A 13,949-nucleotide genomic window follows, 5' to 3' on the forward strand; every position below is an offset into this window, starting at 1 on the left:
GTCCGGCCCGTCGGCGGGCCCCGGGGCGGGGGATACTGTCCGGCATGACGGAGACCACGGTCGGCATCGGCGGCGCGGCGGAGAGCACCGACATGGTGCTGAACATCGGCCCGCAGCACCCCTCCACGCACGGGGTGCTCCGGCTGCGGCTGGTGCTGGACGGCGAGGTGATCCGGCACGCCGAGCCGGTCGTGGGCTACATGCACCGGGGCGCCGAGAAGCTGTTCGAGGCACGGGACTACCGGCAGATCGTGATGCTGGCCAACCGGCACGACTGGCTGTCGGCGTTCTCGAACGAGCTCGGCGTGGTGATGGCCGTGGAGCGGATGCTCGGCATGGAGGTGCCGGAGCGGGCGGTGTGGACGCGGACGCTGCTCGCGGAGCTGAACCGGGTCCTGAACCACCTGATGTTCCTGGGCTCGTACCCGCTGGAGCTGGGCGGGATCACGCCGGTCTTCCACGCCTTCCGGGAGCGCGAGGAGCTCCAGGCGGTGATGGAGGAGGTCTCCGGCGGCCGGATGCACTACATGTTCAACCGGGTCGGCGGTCTCAAGGAGGACCTGCCGGCGGGGTGGACGGGCCGGGTGCGGCAGGCGGTGGCGTCGGTGCGGTCGCGGATGGACGTGTACGACCGGCTGGTCCTCGGCAACGAGATCTTCCGGGGCCGTACGCGCGGGATCGGCGTGCTGGACCGGGAGACCGTGCACGCCTTCGGGGTGTCGGGGCCGATCGCCCGCGCCTCCGGCGTCGACTTCGACCTGCGGCGCGACGAGCCGTACCTGGCGTACGGGGAGCTCCGGGACGTGCTGCGGGTGGTGGTCCGCGAGGACGGCGACTGCCTGGCCCGCTTCGAGTGCCTGCTGGAGCAGACGCACAACGCGCTGGAGCTGGCGGACGCCTGTCTGGACCGGATGGAGGAGCTGCCCCGGGGGCCGGTGAACCAGCGGCTGCCGAAGGTGCTGAAGGCCCCGGAGGGCCACACGTACGCCTGGACGGAGAACCCGCTCGGGCTGAACGGCTACTACCTGGTGTCGAAGGGCGAGAAGACGCCCTACCGGCTGAAGCTGCGCTCGGCCTCGTACAACAACATCCAGGCGCTGGTGGAGCTGCTGCCGGGGACGCTGGTCGCGGACATGGTCGCGATCCTGGGGTCGTTCTTCTTCGTCGTCGGCGACATCGACAAGTGAGCCGGGCCGCTCAGGGGCGGCGCATGAGCACGTAGGCGCGGTCGTCGCCGTCGGGGCGGCGGCGGTCGGCGACCGTCCAGCCCCAGCGGGCGTAGCGGCCGGTGAGTTCCGGCACGTCGAGGGTCATCAGGAAGGCGGGCCCGGCGGGGGCGGCGGCCAGCAGCGCGTCGTGGAGGGCACGGCCGAGGCCGCGGCCCTGGTGGGCGGGGACGACGGCGAGCTCGGCCAGTTCGAAGGCGGGGCCGGCGCCGGAGAGGGCGGTGTCGGTCCAGCCGGCGGCGAGGCCGCGCAGGGCGCCGTCGGGGCCGAGGGCGGCCACCGCGCGGAAGTCCGCGCGGCGGGCCGCGGAGGCGACGAGCCGGTCGGCGGTCCGTACGGCGCCGCGCGGCGGGTCGTGCCAGGGGGCGCCGCCGAACGCCTGGGCGCACAGGGCGATCAGCTCGTCGCGGCGGCCGGGCACCTCCTCGCGGGGGAGGGGGGCGGTGCGGGCGGTCACTGGTTGACGGCGCCGCGCAGCTCGGCCACGTCGAGCTGCTCCGTCTCGTCGTGCGCGGTGAGGTCGATGACCTGGCCGATGGCGCCGGGCGCGGTCGGCGGGCGGACCGGGGCGGGGGCCGGGACCGGTGTGAGCGGGAGGGCCGCCGCGCGGGCCTCCTCCAGGGCCTCCTGGCCCACCACGTCGGCGAGGTCGGTGTCCTCGACGGCCTCGATGGCGGTCTTCTGGGTGCCGAAGAAGTCGAAGCCGCCCTCGGTGCGGGCGACCCGGCGGGCCGTGTACGGGACGATCGCGTGGGCGACCGGGACGGCCGGGGTCCGGTCCGGGGCGGCGGGGGCCGCCGGGGGCAGGGCCTTGGCGGGGGCGGCCGGGGGCAGGGCGGCCGGGGCCTCCGGGCGGGTGTGCTGCTCGGCGGCGTGCCGGCCGCGCGGCTCCTCGCTCTCGGCGGCGCGCTCGGCGAGGTCGCGGGCGCGGGCGGCCTCGGCGGTGCGGCGGGCCTTCTGGGCGGCGGCGTTGCGGGCGAGGTCCCGCAGGGCCCCGGCGGCGCGCCGGTACGCCTCCGGGGTGGGCGCGGTGCCGGCGGCGGTCAGCTCCCGAGGGGCCTCGGCGGCGTTGCGGGCGAGGAGGCGGGTCTCCTCCAGAGCGCCGGCGCGCTCGGTCTCGGCGGTGGCGTAGCGGCGGAGCAGGTCGGCGTGCTCGCCGCGCAGGGCGGCGAGTTCGACGCGCTTGGCGCGGAGCTTGGCGTCGAGGCGGATGCGCAGGGCGCGGGACTCCTCCAGGTCCGCCTCCAGTTCGGCGAGGCGCTCCTCGGCCTTCCACTGGTCGGCGGTGCGGGCCCGGGACAGTTCGGCGACCTGGCGGCCGGCGCTGCGGTCCCAGCCGCGCATGAGGACGGCGCCGGTGACGGCGGCGGCCGCCGCCGCGGTGGCGAGCAGCCGGACGACCACGAGTTCCCCGGGCAGCCAGGCGGCCGCGGCGCAGACGGCCGCGGCCCCGGCGACCGCGGAGGGCGGCATCAGTTTGTGCAGAGGCGGGGAATGGCGGTGGCGTCCACGTGGCATGGCCTGAAATTTACCGTGCGTAGGGAGGGCGTGGGAGGTCGGCCCGGTAATCTCTTGGCCACTTCTCGACGCCGGAATCGGAGAGACCGCGTTCCGCTTCCGTTTCGGGCCGACTTCCCCACTTCGGCGGCTACTTGCCGACCAGCCCCTTCTCCTTCAGATAGGCGGCGGCGACGTCCTCGGGCTTCGCCCGCTCGGCGTCCACCTTGCGGTTGAGTTCGGCGAGATCCGCCGTGGTCAGCACCTTGGTGATCTTGTCGAGGGCGGTGGCGACGGCGGGGTCCCCGGCGTCCTTCGCGTTCAGCACCGGCAGCACGTTGTCGGCGTTCTGGAGCTTCTTGTCGTCGGTCAGGAAGACCAGGCCGAAGGAGTCCACCGTGGCGTCCGTCGTGGTGGTCAGGACCAGCTGGTCCACCCCGTCCTTGACGGCCTGCTTGGCCTGCGGGGTGCCGACGCCCTTGGGGTCGATCCCCGCCACGTCGATGCCGTACACCTTCTTCAGGCCGGGCGCGCAGAAGGGGCGGACCGCGCATTCGTCACCGGCCGCGATCTTCACCTTCAGCTTCGCCGCGCCGAGATCGGAAAGGGTCGCCAGCTTGTTCTCGGCGGCGAATTCCTTCGAGACCGCGAAGGCGTTCTGGTCGACGGCCTCCCCGGCGTCCAGGACCTTCAGTCCGCGCGGTTCCGCGAGCGCGCGCAGCGCGTCGACGGTGGCCTTCGCGTCACCGGAGGCGACCGGCTTCTCCTCCGGCGCCTTCGGACCGTTCGCCTTGGCGTTGAGGAATTCCGCGAGCGTCGCCGCGTATTCCGGCACGACGTCGATCTCGCCCTTCTCCAGCGAGGGTTCGTAGAGTTCCCGGTTCTTCACCGTGGTGACCGAGACCGAGTAGCCCGCGTCGCGCAGCGCCAGCGCGTACAGCTCGGCGAGCACCTTCGACTCGGTGAACGCCGCCGCGCCCACCACGAGCGGGCCCTTGCCGCCGCCGGAGGGGCCGGACGCCTTCTCCCTGCCCTGCTCCAGGCTGTCGCCGCCGCAGGCGGCGAGCGAGACGGCCAGTGCGGCGGCGCCCAGCAGCGCGCCCGTGGCGCGCGAGATCCTGTTCACGAGTTCCGTCCTTCGCTTTCGGTTGCGGCTTGTCCACGCCGGGCCCCCGGCGGCCCGGTCCGTCTCAGGTCCTCGGCGGCCGGGGCACGAGGAGCCGGTCCAGGAGCACGAGCAGGCCCTCCACCAGCAGCGCGAGCAGCGCCACCAGGACGGCGCCCGCCACCACCTGGGCGGTGTCGTACAGCGCGAAGCCGGCGGTGATGATCCGGCCGAGGCCGCCCTGTCCGGCCAGCGCGGCGATGGTCGCGGTGGCGACCACCTGGACGGCGGCCGACCGGATGCCGGCCGTCACCACCGGCGCCGCCAGCGGGAGTTCGACCCGCCGGAAGACCTGGCCGCCGGTCATGCCCATGCCCCGGGACGCCCGGACGGCCGCCCGGTCCACCTCGCGCACGCCCACGTACGCGTTGGTGAGCAGCGGCGGCACGGCGAACAGCACCAGGGCGGTCACCGTCGGCACGTATCCCGCGTTCCGCAGCGGGGAGACCATGAAGAGGGCGAGGACGGCGAAGACCGGGACCGCCCGCCCCACGTTCGACACGTTGACCGCCAGCGCGCCGCCGCGCCCCAGGTGGCCGAGCCACAGGCCCAGCGGCAGGGCGAGCGCCCCGGCGATCAGCAGCGCCAGCCCGCTCACGTACGCGTGCTCGGCGAGGCGCGCGCCGATCCCCTCGGCGCCGGTCCAGTGCGCGCCGGTGGTCAGCCAGGTCCAGGCGTCCGCCACGACCCCCATCTCACGCACCTCCCGGGGCGCCGCGGTGCCGGGCCCAGGGCGTGAGGAGCCGCTGGGCGCCCAGGAGCAGCAGGTCGGCGACGACGGCGAGGAGGACGCAGAGCACCGAGGCGGCGAGCACCTGCGCCTTGAAGAAGGTGGGCAGGGCGTCCTCGATCAGGTTGCCGAGGCCGCCGCGGCCGACGACCGAGCCGATGGTGGTGAGCGCGACCGTGGAGACGGTCGCCATCCGGACGCCGGCCATCAGGACCGGCAGGGCGAGCGGCAGTTCGACCCGCCAGAGGAGCTGCCCGCGGCTGTAGCCGAGGCCGCGGGCGGCCTCCCGGGTCTCCGCCGGGACGGCTTCGAGGCCGGCCAGCGCGTTGCGGACCAGGATGGTCAGCGCGTACAGCACCAGACCGGTGACGACGAGCGCCGAGGAGAGCCCGAAGACCGGCAGCAGCAGCGAGAACATCGCGAGCGACGGCACCGTGTAGAGCAGGGTGGTGAGGCCGAGGACCGGGGCGGCGAGCCGGGGCCGGGCCCGGACCAGGAGCGCCAGCGGCACGGCCACCAGCAGGGCGATCGCCACCGAGGCGGCGGTGATGCCGACGTGCTGCACCAGGGCGTCGGTCAGCTCGCCGCGCCGGGTGCGCAGGTACTCCCCGCAGATCCAGTCGTTGGCGACCAGGCAGTTCGACGGGCTCATTTCCGGACCTCCCCCAGGTCGCCGCCGCTAGAACGTGTGTATGGCGACCCTAGCCGCCGCCACCGACAGAGGAGGCGATCCGGAGCCCGTACCGCCGTTCCGCCACGTCCCCGCAACGCGGTCTTCACACATGGCGGATGACGGGGGGCCAGAATGGATCCATGATCCGGTTCGAACAGGTGACCAAGCGCTATCCGGACGGCACCACCGCGGTGGACGGCCTCTCCTTCGAGGTCGCCGAGGGCGAGCTCGTCACCCTCGTCGGCCCCTCCGGCTGCGGCAAGACGACCACCATGATGATGGTCAACCGGCTGGTCGAACCGACCTCCGGGCGCGTCCTCGTCGACGGCCGGGACATCGCCGGCACCGACCCGGTCGCCCTGCGCCGCAAGATCGGATACGTCATCCAGCAGGTCGGCCTCTTCCCCCACCGCACCGTCCTCGACAACACCGCGACCGTGCCCGCCCTGCTCGGCTGGAAGAAGGCCGCCGCACGCGCGCGTGCCGCCGAACTCCTCGAACTCGTCGGCCTCGACCCCGCCGTGCACGGCCCCCGCTACCCCGCCCAGCTCTCCGGCGGGCAGCGCCAGCGCGTCGGCGTCGCCCGCGCCCTCGCCGCCGACCCGCCCGTCCTGCTGATGGACGAGCCCTTCGGCGCCGTCGACCCGGTCGTCCGCGAACGGCTCCAGAACGAGTTCCTGGCCCTCCAGGCGACCGTCCGCAAGACGGTCCTCCTCGTCACCCACGACATCGAGGAAGCCGTCCGGATGGGCGACCGGATGGCCGTCTACGGGCAGGGCCGCATCGAGCAGTTCGACACCCCGGCCACCGTGCTCGCCGCCCCCGCCACCCCGTACGTCGCCGACTTCGTGGGCGGCGACCGCGCCCTCAAGCGGCTGGCCGTCACCCCGCTCACCGCCGACGACCTGGAACCGCTGCCGGACGGCGGCGCCCCCGACGGCGGAACGGGCGGCACGCGCGCGCGTACGGACACCGGCGGCACGGCCCGTACGACCGTCCCCCTCGGCGGCTCCCTCAAGGACGCCCTGGCCCTGCTCCTCCAGGACGACTCCGGCCGCCTGACCGTCACCGGCCCGGACGGCCGGCCCGCCGGCGTCCTCACCCCCGCCGGGGTCCACCGCGCCCTGCGCCGCGCCTCCCCGGAGCGGGTCCAGGCCCTGTCCGGCGAAGATCCGCCGGACAGGGCCTAGGGACTGCCCGGTCAGTCCGCCTGGAGCTTCCCGCCCAGCCACACCAGGCCCGGCGGGATCTCCCGGCGCCAGGTCTGGAAGTTGTGGCCGCCGCTGTCCAGGACGATCGACGAGACCTGGGCCGGCTTCTTCACCTTCGCGATGAACTGCCGCGTCGCCTTCAGGTTCCCCTCGCCCTTCTTCGACGTCGTCACCAGGAACGACGAGGCCGACGGCGGCCGGTGGTCCAGGCTCCACAGCAGGTCACCGCGCTGCCGCAGCGCCTGGTCGCCGTGGAACAGGTCACCGGTCGTCATGTCCTCCGCCGCCTTGTAGTACGCCGAGAGGCCCGCGCCCGCCGCGAACCGGTCCGGGTGGTGCAGCGCGATCTTCAGCGCGCAGTAGCCGCCCGTCGAGTTCCCCATGAAGCCCCAGTTCCGCGGCTTCGTCCCCACCCGGTACGCCCCCGACACCGCCTTCGGCAGGTCCTCGGCGAAGAAGGTCTCCGTCCGCGGCCCGCCCGGGATGTCCACGCACTCCGTGTCGCGCGGCGGCGCCACCGTCGGCCGCAGCATCACCAGGACCATCGGCTGCATCTTCCCGGCCTTCGCCTGAAGGTACGCCGTCTGGGGGTACTTGAGCCCCTTGATCAGGTTCTCCGCCGTGCCCGGGTACCCCGTCAGCACCACCGCCGCCGGGAACGACCGGCCCTCGTACCGCGCCTGGAAGTACTCCGGCGGCAGGTAGACGAAGGCCGGTGAGGTGATCCCCGACCGCTCGCCCCGGACCACCACCTCCTGTATCTGCCCGCCCGCCGACGGCCGGGAGCCCCCCGGCACGTCCATCGCCCGGGTCCCCACCACCCGCAGGTCCTTCGAGGCGGCGCCGTGGTCGACCACCACCCCGATCTCCTGCTCCTGGCCGAACAGGTCCGCCCACGAGCCGTAGAAGAGGAAGGAGCGGTTCGCCGCCAGGCCCACCGCCGCGAACAGCACCAGCTGCGTCGCCAGGAGCAGCCCGACCCTGCCGGACACCGGCAGCCACCCCCGCCGTGCCAGCCGGGGCCACAGCATCACTGTGGCCGAGAACAGCACGACGGCCAGCGCCACCGTACTGACGAGCAGAACGCCGCTGGTGAGACCCATGAGACGGACGAACCTTCCTGTCACGCGCGCCACCGGACCCACCGGCGGCCCAGCACCGCGCCGGCCCGCGGCCGGGCGCCGTACCGGCCGACGCCCACCACCGGACGGACCGGTCACTTACCGAGATTTTCCGGACACCGATGAACCCTCCCCCGCTCTGCTCCGTCCTAAGGAGCGCCCCGCACGGGGCCGCAAAAGACCACGGAAGCACGGGAAGCGCAGGAAGCGATGTCTGTCACGGTAGATGGAGACAAAACATCATCGGTTCCGGCTCGGGTCCGCCGAATTCTGCGCGGACCGAGCCCCGAACGGGTGCCCTCCTTCATCGGCACCGCCTGCGCCCTCATCGGCGCCGTCGACATCGCCGCCGGAGTCTTCCCCCGCTTCCGGGCCAGCCGCGTCCACGCCCTCGCCGAGGTCCTCCCCGGCACCCTCGGCCCCCTCTCCGCCGCCCTCTCCCTGAGCATCGGCGTCCTCCTGCTCCTCCTCGCCCACGGCCTCAAGCGCCGCAAGCGCCGCGCCTGGCGGGCCGCCGTCCTCCTGCTCCCCCTCGGCGCCGCCGCCCAGTTCGTCTGGCGCCACTCCGTCCTCGGCGCCCTCCTCTCCGTCGCCCTCCTCGTCCTCCTGCACCACCACCGCGACCAGTTCGCCGCCCTCCCCGACCCGCGCAGCCGCTGGCGCGCCCTCGCCAACTTCGTCGTCCTGGGCGCCGCCTCCCTCACCCTCGGCCTCGTCGTCGTCAGCGCCCACCCCCGCCGTGTCGTCGGCGACCCCAGCCTCGCCGACCGCCTCGAACACGTCCTCCTCGGACTGCTCGGCGTCGAGGGCCCCGTCGCCTACACCCACGGCGTCGACTGGACCGTCGGCTACTCCCTCGGCGCCCTCGGCATGCTCACCGCGCTCACCACCATCTACCTCGCGCTGCGCCCCGAGCACCCCGCCTCCCTCCTCACCGAGGACGACGAGACCCGGCTGCGCGCCCTCCTCGAACGCCACGGCGGCCGCGACTCCCTCGGCCACTTCGCCCTCCGCCACGACAAGGGCGTCGTCTTCTCCCCCAGCGGCAAGGCCGCCGTCTGCTACCGCGTCGTCTCCGGCGTCATGCTCGCCAGCGGCGACCCCATCGGCGACGTCGAGGCGTGGCCCGGCGCCATCGAACGCTTCATGGACGAGGCCCGCGCCCACTCCTGGACCCCCGCCGTCATGGGCTGCTCCGAGACCGGCGGCCAGGTCTGGACCCGCGAGACCGGACTCGACGCCCTCGAACTCGGCGACGAGGCCGTCATCGACGTCGCCGACTTCTCCCTCTCCGGCCGCGCCATGCGCAACGTCCGCCAGATGGTCAAGCGCATCGAGCGCAACGGCTACACCACGCGCGTGCGGCGCGTGCGCGACCTCGACGCCGACGAACTCGCCCGCGTCCGCGAGGCCGCCGCCGCCTGGCGCGGCACCGACACCGAGCGCGGCTTCTCCATGGCCCTCGGCCGCATCGGCGCCCCCGGCGACGGCGACGCCGTCATAGCGACCGCCCACCGCACCGACCCCGGCGACGACGCCGACAGCCCCTACGGCGACCTCAAAGCGATGATCCACTTCGTGCCCTGGGGCCCCGACGGCATGTCCCTCGAACTCATGCGCCGCGACCGCGCCGCCGACCCCGGCATGAACGAGCTGCTCATCGTCGCCGCCCTCCAGGCCGCCCCCGAGCTCCGCATCCGGCGCGTCTCCCTCAACTTCGCCATGTTCCGCTCCACCCTCGCCCGCGGCGAGCGCCTCGGCGCCGGCCCCGTCCTCCGCCTCTGGCGCGGCCTCCTCCTCTTCCTCTCCCGCTGGTTCCAGATCGAGTCCCTCTACAAGTTCAACGACAAGTTCCAGCCGCGCTGGGAACCCCGCTTCGTCGTCTACCGGACCGGCCGCGACCTGCCCCGCATCGGCCTCGCCGCCATGCAGGCCGAGGGCTTCCTGACCCTCGCGCTGCCCCGCCCCTTCGCCCGCCGCCGGCCCGCCCGCGCGCCCCGCCCCTGCCTCCACACCGTGCCCGCCCGGAGCCACCGGGAGCACGAGGTCAGCGCGGCCTGACACCGCTCACCGCCCCCACGGGCCCTACGCTGGTCATATGAGTACGACGAACCACCGGGGCCGCGTCCCCGGCCTCCCGGAGTGGGACCGCTGCGCGGTCATGGGCGTGGTCAACGTGACCCCGGACTCCTTCTCCGACGGCGGTCGCTGGTTCGACACCACCGCCGCCGTCAAGCACGGCCTCGACCTGGTCGCCCAGGGCGCCGACCTCGTCGACGTCGGCGGCGAGTCCACCCGGCCCGGCGCCGTCCGCGTCGACGAGGACGAGGAGCTGCGCCGGGTCGTCCCCGTCGTCCGGGGCCTCGCCGCCGAGGGCGTCACGGTCTCCGTCGACACCATGCGGGCCTCCGTCGCCACCGCCGCCGTCGACGTCGGCGCCGTCCTCGTCAACGACGTCAGTGGCGGCCTCGCCGACCCCGCCATGGTCCCCGCCGTCGCCGCCGCGCGGGTCCCCTTCGTCGTCATGCACTGGCGCGGCTTCAGCCGGGACATGAACGGCCTCGCCGTCTACGACGACGTCGTCACCGAGGTCGTCACCGAACTCCGCACCCGCCTGGAGGCCGTCGTCGACGGCGGCGTCGACCCCGAGCGGATCGTCGTCGACCCCGGCCTCGGCTTCGCCAAGCTCGCCCCCCACGACCTCGCCCTCGTCGCCCACCTCCCCGAGCTGCGCGCCCTGGGCCGCCCCCTCCTCGTCGCCGCCTCCCGCAAGCGGTTCCTCGGCCACGTCCTCACCCGCGGACCCGGCGCCGCCCCGCCGCCCGCCCGCGAGCGCGACGCCGCCACCGCCGCCGTCTCCGCCCTCGCCGCCCACGCGGGCGCCTGGGCCGTCCGCGTCCACGAGGTGCGCGCCACCGCCGACGCCGTCCGCGTCGCCCGCGCCGTCGAGGGAGCCGGATGAGCGACGCGCCCCCGGACCCCGCGGAGACCCCCGGCGACCCCGGGACCCCCGGCGACCCCGGGACCCCCGCCGACCGGGCCGGCAGCGGCTCCGCCGCCGACCGTGCCGCCGTGGAGGCCGCCAACACCGCCTTCTACACCGCGCTGGAGGAGGGCGACTTCGACGGGCTGAAGGAGCTCTGGCTCGACGACGGCGCCACCGACACCTCCTGCGTGCACCCCGGCTGGCCCGTCCTCACCGGCCGCGCCGAGGTGCTCCGCTCGTACGCGCTGATCATGGCGCACACCGACTACATCCAGTTCTTCCTCACCGACCTGCGGATCTCCCTCGCCGGCGACACCGCCCTCGTCACCTGCACCGAGAACATCCTCAGCGGCGGCCCCGCCGAGGACGGCGCCGAGCTCGGCCCCCTCGTCGGGCAGCTCGTCGTCGCCACCAACGCCTTCCGCCGCACCCCCGAGGGCTGGCGGATCTGGTCCCACCACGCCTCCCCCGTCCTCACCGAGCCGGACGAGGACGCACCTCCCGGACCCCCCTCCGACCAGCCCTGATCTCCCACCCGGCGGCCCCGACGGCAAGCGCTGTCGGGGGGCGCGGGTAGATTCGAGAGAGGACACCCGGCCGTCCGCACCCGGCTGTGTGCCCCCGCAACTACGACAGCAGGAGTGATTCGCGTGGATCGTGTCGCGCTGCGCGGCCTCAAGGCCCGGGGCCACCACGGCGTCTTCCCCAAGGAGCGCGAAGAGGGCCAGACCTTCATCGTGGACCTCGTCCTCGGTCTGGACACCCGCCCGGCGGCCGCCGACGACGACCTCACCAAGACCGTCCATTACGGCATCGTCGCCGAGGAGGTCGTCGAGGTCGTCCAGGGCGACCCCGTCGACCTGATCGAGACGCTCGCCGAGCGCATCGCCCAGCAGTGCCTCAGCCACTCCGGCGTCCAGGAGGTGGAGGTGGTCGTCCACAAGCCCGACGCCCCCATCACCGTCCCCTTCGACGACGTCACCGTCACGATCACCCGGAGCCGACGATGAAACCCACCCAGAGCGACCCCACCGTCCAGCCCGTGCCGGCCTCCGTCGTCGCCGCCGTGGACGCCGCCGACACCACCCTCTCCAACCCGCGCTGGGCCGTCATCGCCCTCGGCGCCAACCTCGGCAACCGCCTGGAGAACCTCCAGGGGGCGCTGGACGCCCTCGCCGACACCCCCGGCCTGCGCGTCAAGGCCGTCTCCCCGGTGTACGAGACCGAGCCCTGGGGCGTCGAGCCCGGCAGCCAGCCCTCGTACCTGAACGCCGTGGCCCTCGTCCGGACCACCCTGCCGCCCTCCTCCCTGCTGGAGCGCGCCCAGGCCGTCGAGGAGGCGTTCCTCCGCGTCCGGGACGAGCGCTGGGGCGCCCGCACCCTGGACGTGGACATCATCAGCTACGCCGACGTCGTCTCCGACGACCCCGTCCTCACCCTCCCGCACCCCCGTGCCCACCAGCGCGCCTTCGTGCTCGCCCCCTGGCACGACCTGGACGCGGAGGCCCTGCTGCCCGGCCGCGGCCCCGTGGCGGACCTCCTGGCCGAGGTCGGCGACGCCGGCCTCACTCCCCGCCCCGACCTGGAACTCCGCCTGCCCGAGTAGTCGTTACGCTACGTGGCAGACCACTCGCGACCACGTGAAGGACACCCGGTGAAACAACTGCGGCTCAAGGTGCTCGCCGGCCTCTTCCTGGTCGCCGGCGTCCTCTCCTGGGGCGCCGCCCGCCTCTGGGACTCCGTCGGCACGCTCCCCAGCGTGCCGCTCGCCGCGCCCGTCGTCCTCGCCGTGATCGCGGTGGTCCTCACGGCCACCGCCCTCTCGATCCGCGCCCGGCTGCGGGCCCAGCGCGAGCGCCGCCCCGGCGCCAAGGGCGTCGAGCCCCTGATGGCCGCCCGCGCCGTCGTCTTCGGCCAGGCCAGCGCCCTGGTCGCCGCCCTCGTCGCCGGTCTGTACGGCGGCGTCGGCGTCTTCCTCCTCGGCTCGCTCGACGTCCCCGCCCGCCGCGACCAGGCCCTCTACGCGGCCGCCTCGGTGGTCGCCGGAGCCGCCGTCATCGCCGCCGCCCTCTTCCTGGAGCGCGTCTGCAAGCTCCCCGGCGACTCCGATGACGACGACAAGGGTCCGGGCGGCACCGCCCGGACCTGAGGCCGGCTCAGCGGCAGAGCGCGTCGACGGCGTCGGAGAAGCCCGGGAACTCGGCCGCGGCCTCCGCGACGATCTCCCGGGCCGGCCGCCGCGGCGTGGTCGCGTACCGCTCGGCGAGCGCGGTCAGCCCGGCGTTCGCCCGCCCCTCGCCCTCCAGGGCGCCGAACAGCACGACCTCCATCGGCCCGACCCCGTCGGCCAGCACCCACAGGAAGTCCGACAGGCTTCCCGCGATCACGCCCCGCTCGCCCTCCGAGCTCAGGAAGACCACGGGCTGGGCGTCGAGCGGCTGCCCCTCCCGCACGCACCAGAGCGCCGCGAGACCGCCGCTCCCGTCCTGTCCGAAGATCCGGAAGGCGTCCCCGTCGAGCTCCTCGTTCCCGGTCCAGCTCCGGAGCCAGTCCGTGGTCTCCCCGGCCGACTCGAAGGCGTCGTACGGCTCGAAGTCGATGCCCCGCCCGTCGTCGTAGTCGAACCCGGTACGGGCCACGGCCCCCAGCGCCTCCGGAAAACGGCGGTCCCCGCCGCACACCTCGCTCATCCCCGCAGGCTAACCCCCGCCGCTTCCCTACCGGGCCAGGATCAGCGACATGGCCTCGGCGCGCGTCGTGGCGTCGCGCAGCTGCCCCCGGACCGCCGAGGTGGTCGTCTTCGCCCCCGGCTTGCGGACCCCGCGCAGGGCCATGCACATGTGCTCCGCCTCGATGACGACGATCGCGCCGCGCGCGTCGAGGATCCGCATCAGCGAGTCGGCGACCTGCGTGGTCAGCCGCTCCTGCACCTGCGGGCGGCGGGCGAAGACGTCGACCAGGCGGGCCAGCTTCGACAGGCCGGTGATCTTGCCCGACTCGGCCGGGATGTAGCCGATGTGGGCCACGCCGTGGAACGGCAGCAGGTGGTGCTCGCACTGGGACGTCAGTTCGATGTCCTTCACCAGGACCATCTCGTCGTGGCCCAGGTCGAAGGTGGTCGTCAGGACGTCCTCGGGCTTCTGCCACAGCCCCGCGAACAGTTCCCTGTACGCGCGCGCCACCCGCGCCGGGGTCTCGCGGAGGCCCTCGCGGTCCGGGTTCTCGCCGACGGCGATGAGGAGTTCCCGTACGGCGGCCTCGGCGCGCTTCTCGTCGAACTCGCCGATCGCGCCCTCGCCGTCCAGCGTCACCGGGTCGGTCATCTGTGCCTCGTTCCGTC

16 protein-coding genes are annotated in these 13,949 nt (G+C 74.2%); 8 read left to right on the top strand and 8 right to left on the bottom strand.

The genetic code is table 11. The features are described from left to right. Window positions 1-44: 44 nt before the first annotated feature. On the top strand, window positions 45-1,187 hold the full coding sequence (locus tag IE219_RS22095) for an NADH-quinone oxidoreductase subunit D (RefSeq protein ID WP_189980139.1): 1,143 nt from the start codon (window positions 45-47) through the stop codon (window positions 1,185-1,187). A gap of 10 nt (window positions 1,188-1,197) precedes the next feature. On the opposite strand, the gene IE219_RS22100 is transcribed toward IE219_RS22095, so the two are convergent. The 5 genes from IE219_RS22100 to IE219_RS22120 form a co-directional block, all read right to left on the bottom strand. Continuing rightward, complete coding sequence (locus tag IE219_RS22100; protein ID WP_189980142.1) at window positions 1,198-1,683, bottom strand: GNAT family N-acetyltransferase; 486 nt, start codon at window positions 1,681-1,683, stop codon at window positions 1,198-1,200. After that, entirely contained in the window at window positions 1,680-2,744 is a 1,065-nt protein-coding gene (locus IE219_RS22105; RefSeq protein ID WP_189980144.1) for a hypothetical protein, read from the bottom strand. The genes IE219_RS22100 and IE219_RS22105 overlap by 4 nt, the downstream gene beginning before the upstream one ends. 130 nt (window positions 2,745-2,874) lie before the next feature. After that, window positions 2,875-3,849 (bottom strand): ABC transporter substrate-binding protein, encoded by a 975-nt coding sequence (locus tag IE219_RS22110; protein ID WP_189980146.1) that lies wholly within the window; start codon window positions 3,847-3,849, stop codon window positions 2,875-2,877. Window positions 3,850-3,913: 64 nt separating this feature from the next. Beyond that, a complete protein-coding gene (locus IE219_RS22115) occupies window positions 3,914-4,582 on the bottom strand; it encodes an ABC transporter permease (protein WP_189980148.1) in 669 nt (222 codons plus the stop codon). A 1-nt stretch (window position 4,583) separates the two neighbouring features. Continuing rightward, a complete protein-coding gene (locus tag IE219_RS22120) occupies window positions 4,584-5,270 on the bottom strand; it encodes an ABC transporter permease (RefSeq protein ID WP_189980151.1) in 687 nt (228 codons plus the stop codon). Window positions 5,271-5,431: 161 nt separating this feature from the next. On the opposite strand from IE219_RS22120, the gene IE219_RS22125 reads away from it, so the two are divergent. Then, complete coding sequence (locus IE219_RS22125) at window positions 5,432-6,481, top strand: ABC transporter ATP-binding protein (protein WP_189980158.1); 1,050 nt, start codon at window positions 5,432-5,434, stop codon at window positions 6,479-6,481. Window positions 6,482-6,492: 11 nt separating this feature from the next. Here IE219_RS22125 and IE219_RS22130 read toward each other — a convergent pair whose 3' ends face one another. Beyond that, entirely contained in the window at window positions 6,493-7,605 is a 1,113-nt protein-coding gene (locus IE219_RS22130; protein WP_189980160.1) for an alpha/beta hydrolase, read from the bottom strand. Between the two features lie 228 nt (window positions 7,606-7,833). Here IE219_RS22130 and IE219_RS22135 point away from each other — a divergent pair, with 228 nt between their 5' ends. The 6 genes from IE219_RS22135 (at window position 7,834) to IE219_RS22160 (ending at window position 12,758) form a co-directional block, all read left to right on the top strand. Continuing rightward, entirely contained in the window at window positions 7,834-9,684 is a 1,851-nt protein-coding gene (locus tag IE219_RS22135; protein ID WP_189980162.1) for a phosphatidylglycerol lysyltransferase domain-containing protein, read from the top strand. A 37-nt stretch (window positions 9,685-9,721) separates the two neighbouring features. After that, on the top strand, window positions 9,722-10,585 hold the full coding sequence (gene folP, locus IE219_RS22140; protein ID WP_189980164.1) for a dihydropteroate synthase: 864 nt from the start codon (window positions 9,722-9,724) through the stop codon (window positions 10,583-10,585). Beyond that, window positions 10,582-11,136 carry a nuclear transport factor 2 family protein gene (locus tag IE219_RS22145; protein ID WP_189980166.1) on the top strand — a complete coding sequence of 185 codons (555 nt, stop codon included), beginning with the start codon at window positions 10,582-10,584 and terminating at the stop codon, window positions 11,134-11,136. The genes folP and IE219_RS22145 overlap by 4 nt, the downstream gene beginning before the upstream one ends. A 123-nt stretch (window positions 11,137-11,259) precedes the next feature. After that, complete coding sequence (gene folB, locus IE219_RS22150; protein ID WP_189980168.1) at window positions 11,260-11,619, top strand: dihydroneopterin aldolase; 360 nt, start codon at window positions 11,260-11,262, stop codon at window positions 11,617-11,619. Beyond that, window positions 11,616-12,215 carry a 2-amino-4-hydroxy-6-hydroxymethyldihydropteridine diphosphokinase gene (folK, locus tag IE219_RS22155; protein ID WP_189980170.1) on the top strand — a complete coding sequence of 200 codons (600 nt, stop codon included), beginning with the start codon at window positions 11,616-11,618 and terminating at the stop codon, window positions 12,213-12,215. Before folB ends, folK begins: the two co-directional genes overlap by 4 nt. Before the next feature lie 48 nt (window positions 12,216-12,263). Further along, window positions 12,264-12,758: a DUF3180 domain-containing protein gene (locus IE219_RS22160; RefSeq protein ID WP_189980172.1), complete on the top strand. Its 495-nt coding sequence runs from the start codon at window positions 12,264-12,266 to the stop codon at window positions 12,756-12,758. Window positions 12,759-12,765: 7 nt separating this feature from the next. Here the strand turns inward: IE219_RS22160 and IE219_RS22165 are convergent, their stop codons facing one another. Further along, on the bottom strand, window positions 12,766-13,299 hold the full coding sequence (locus IE219_RS22165; RefSeq protein ID WP_189980174.1) for an SMI1/KNR4 family protein: 534 nt from the start codon (window positions 13,297-13,299) through the stop codon (window positions 12,766-12,768). Window positions 13,300-13,326: 27 nt separating this feature from the next. Then, window positions 13,327-13,932: a GTP cyclohydrolase I FolE gene (folE, locus tag IE219_RS22170; RefSeq protein WP_189980176.1), complete on the bottom strand. Its 606-nt coding sequence runs from the start codon at window positions 13,930-13,932 to the stop codon at window positions 13,327-13,329. Window positions 13,933-13,949 lie beyond the last annotated feature (17 nt).

The sequence above is a fragment of the Streptomyces termitum genome (assembly GCF_014650175.1).
Taxonomy (GTDB): Bacteria; Actinomycetota; Actinomycetes; order Streptomycetales; family Streptomycetaceae; genus Streptomyces; species Streptomyces termitum.

Coding starts and splice junctions, on each gene's coding strand:
- IE219_RS22095 (WP_189980139.1), top strand. CDS start 45: ATGACGGAGACCACGGTCGGCATCGGCGGCGCGGCGGAGAGCACCGAC.
- IE219_RS22105 (WP_189980144.1), bottom strand. CDS start 2,744: ATGCCACGTGGACGCCACCGCCATTCCCCGCCTCTGCACAAACTGATG.
- IE219_RS22115 (WP_189980148.1), bottom strand. CDS start 4,582: ATGGGGGTCGTGGCGGACGCCTGGACCTGGCTGACCACCGGCGCGCAC.
- IE219_RS22120 (WP_189980151.1), bottom strand. CDS start 5,270: ATGAGCCCGTCGAACTGCCTGGTCGCCAACGACTGGATCTGCGGGGAG.
- IE219_RS22125 (WP_189980158.1), top strand. CDS start 5,432: ATGATCCGGTTCGAACAGGTGACCAAGCGCTATCCGGACGGCACCACC.
- IE219_RS22130 (WP_189980160.1), bottom strand. CDS start 7,605: ATGGGTCTCACCAGCGGCGTTCTGCTCGTCAGTACGGTGGCGCTGGCC.
- IE219_RS22135 (WP_189980162.1), top strand. CDS start 7,834: ATGTCTGTCACGGTAGATGGAGACAAAACATCATCGGTTCCGGCTCGG.
- folP (WP_189980164.1), top strand. CDS start 9,722: ATGAGTACGACGAACCACCGGGGCCGCGTCCCCGGCCTCCCGGAGTGG.
- IE219_RS22145 (WP_189980166.1), top strand. CDS start 10,582: ATGAGCGACGCGCCCCCGGACCCCGCGGAGACCCCCGGCGACCCCGGG.
- folK (WP_189980170.1), top strand. CDS start 11,616: ATGAAACCCACCCAGAGCGACCCCACCGTCCAGCCCGTGCCGGCCTCC.
- IE219_RS22165 (WP_189980174.1), bottom strand. CDS start 13,299: ATGAGCGAGGTGTGCGGCGGGGACCGCCGTTTTCCGGAGGCGCTGGGG.
- folE (WP_189980176.1), bottom strand. CDS start 13,932: ATGACCGACCCGGTGACGCTGGACGGCGAGGGCGCGATCGGCGAGTTC.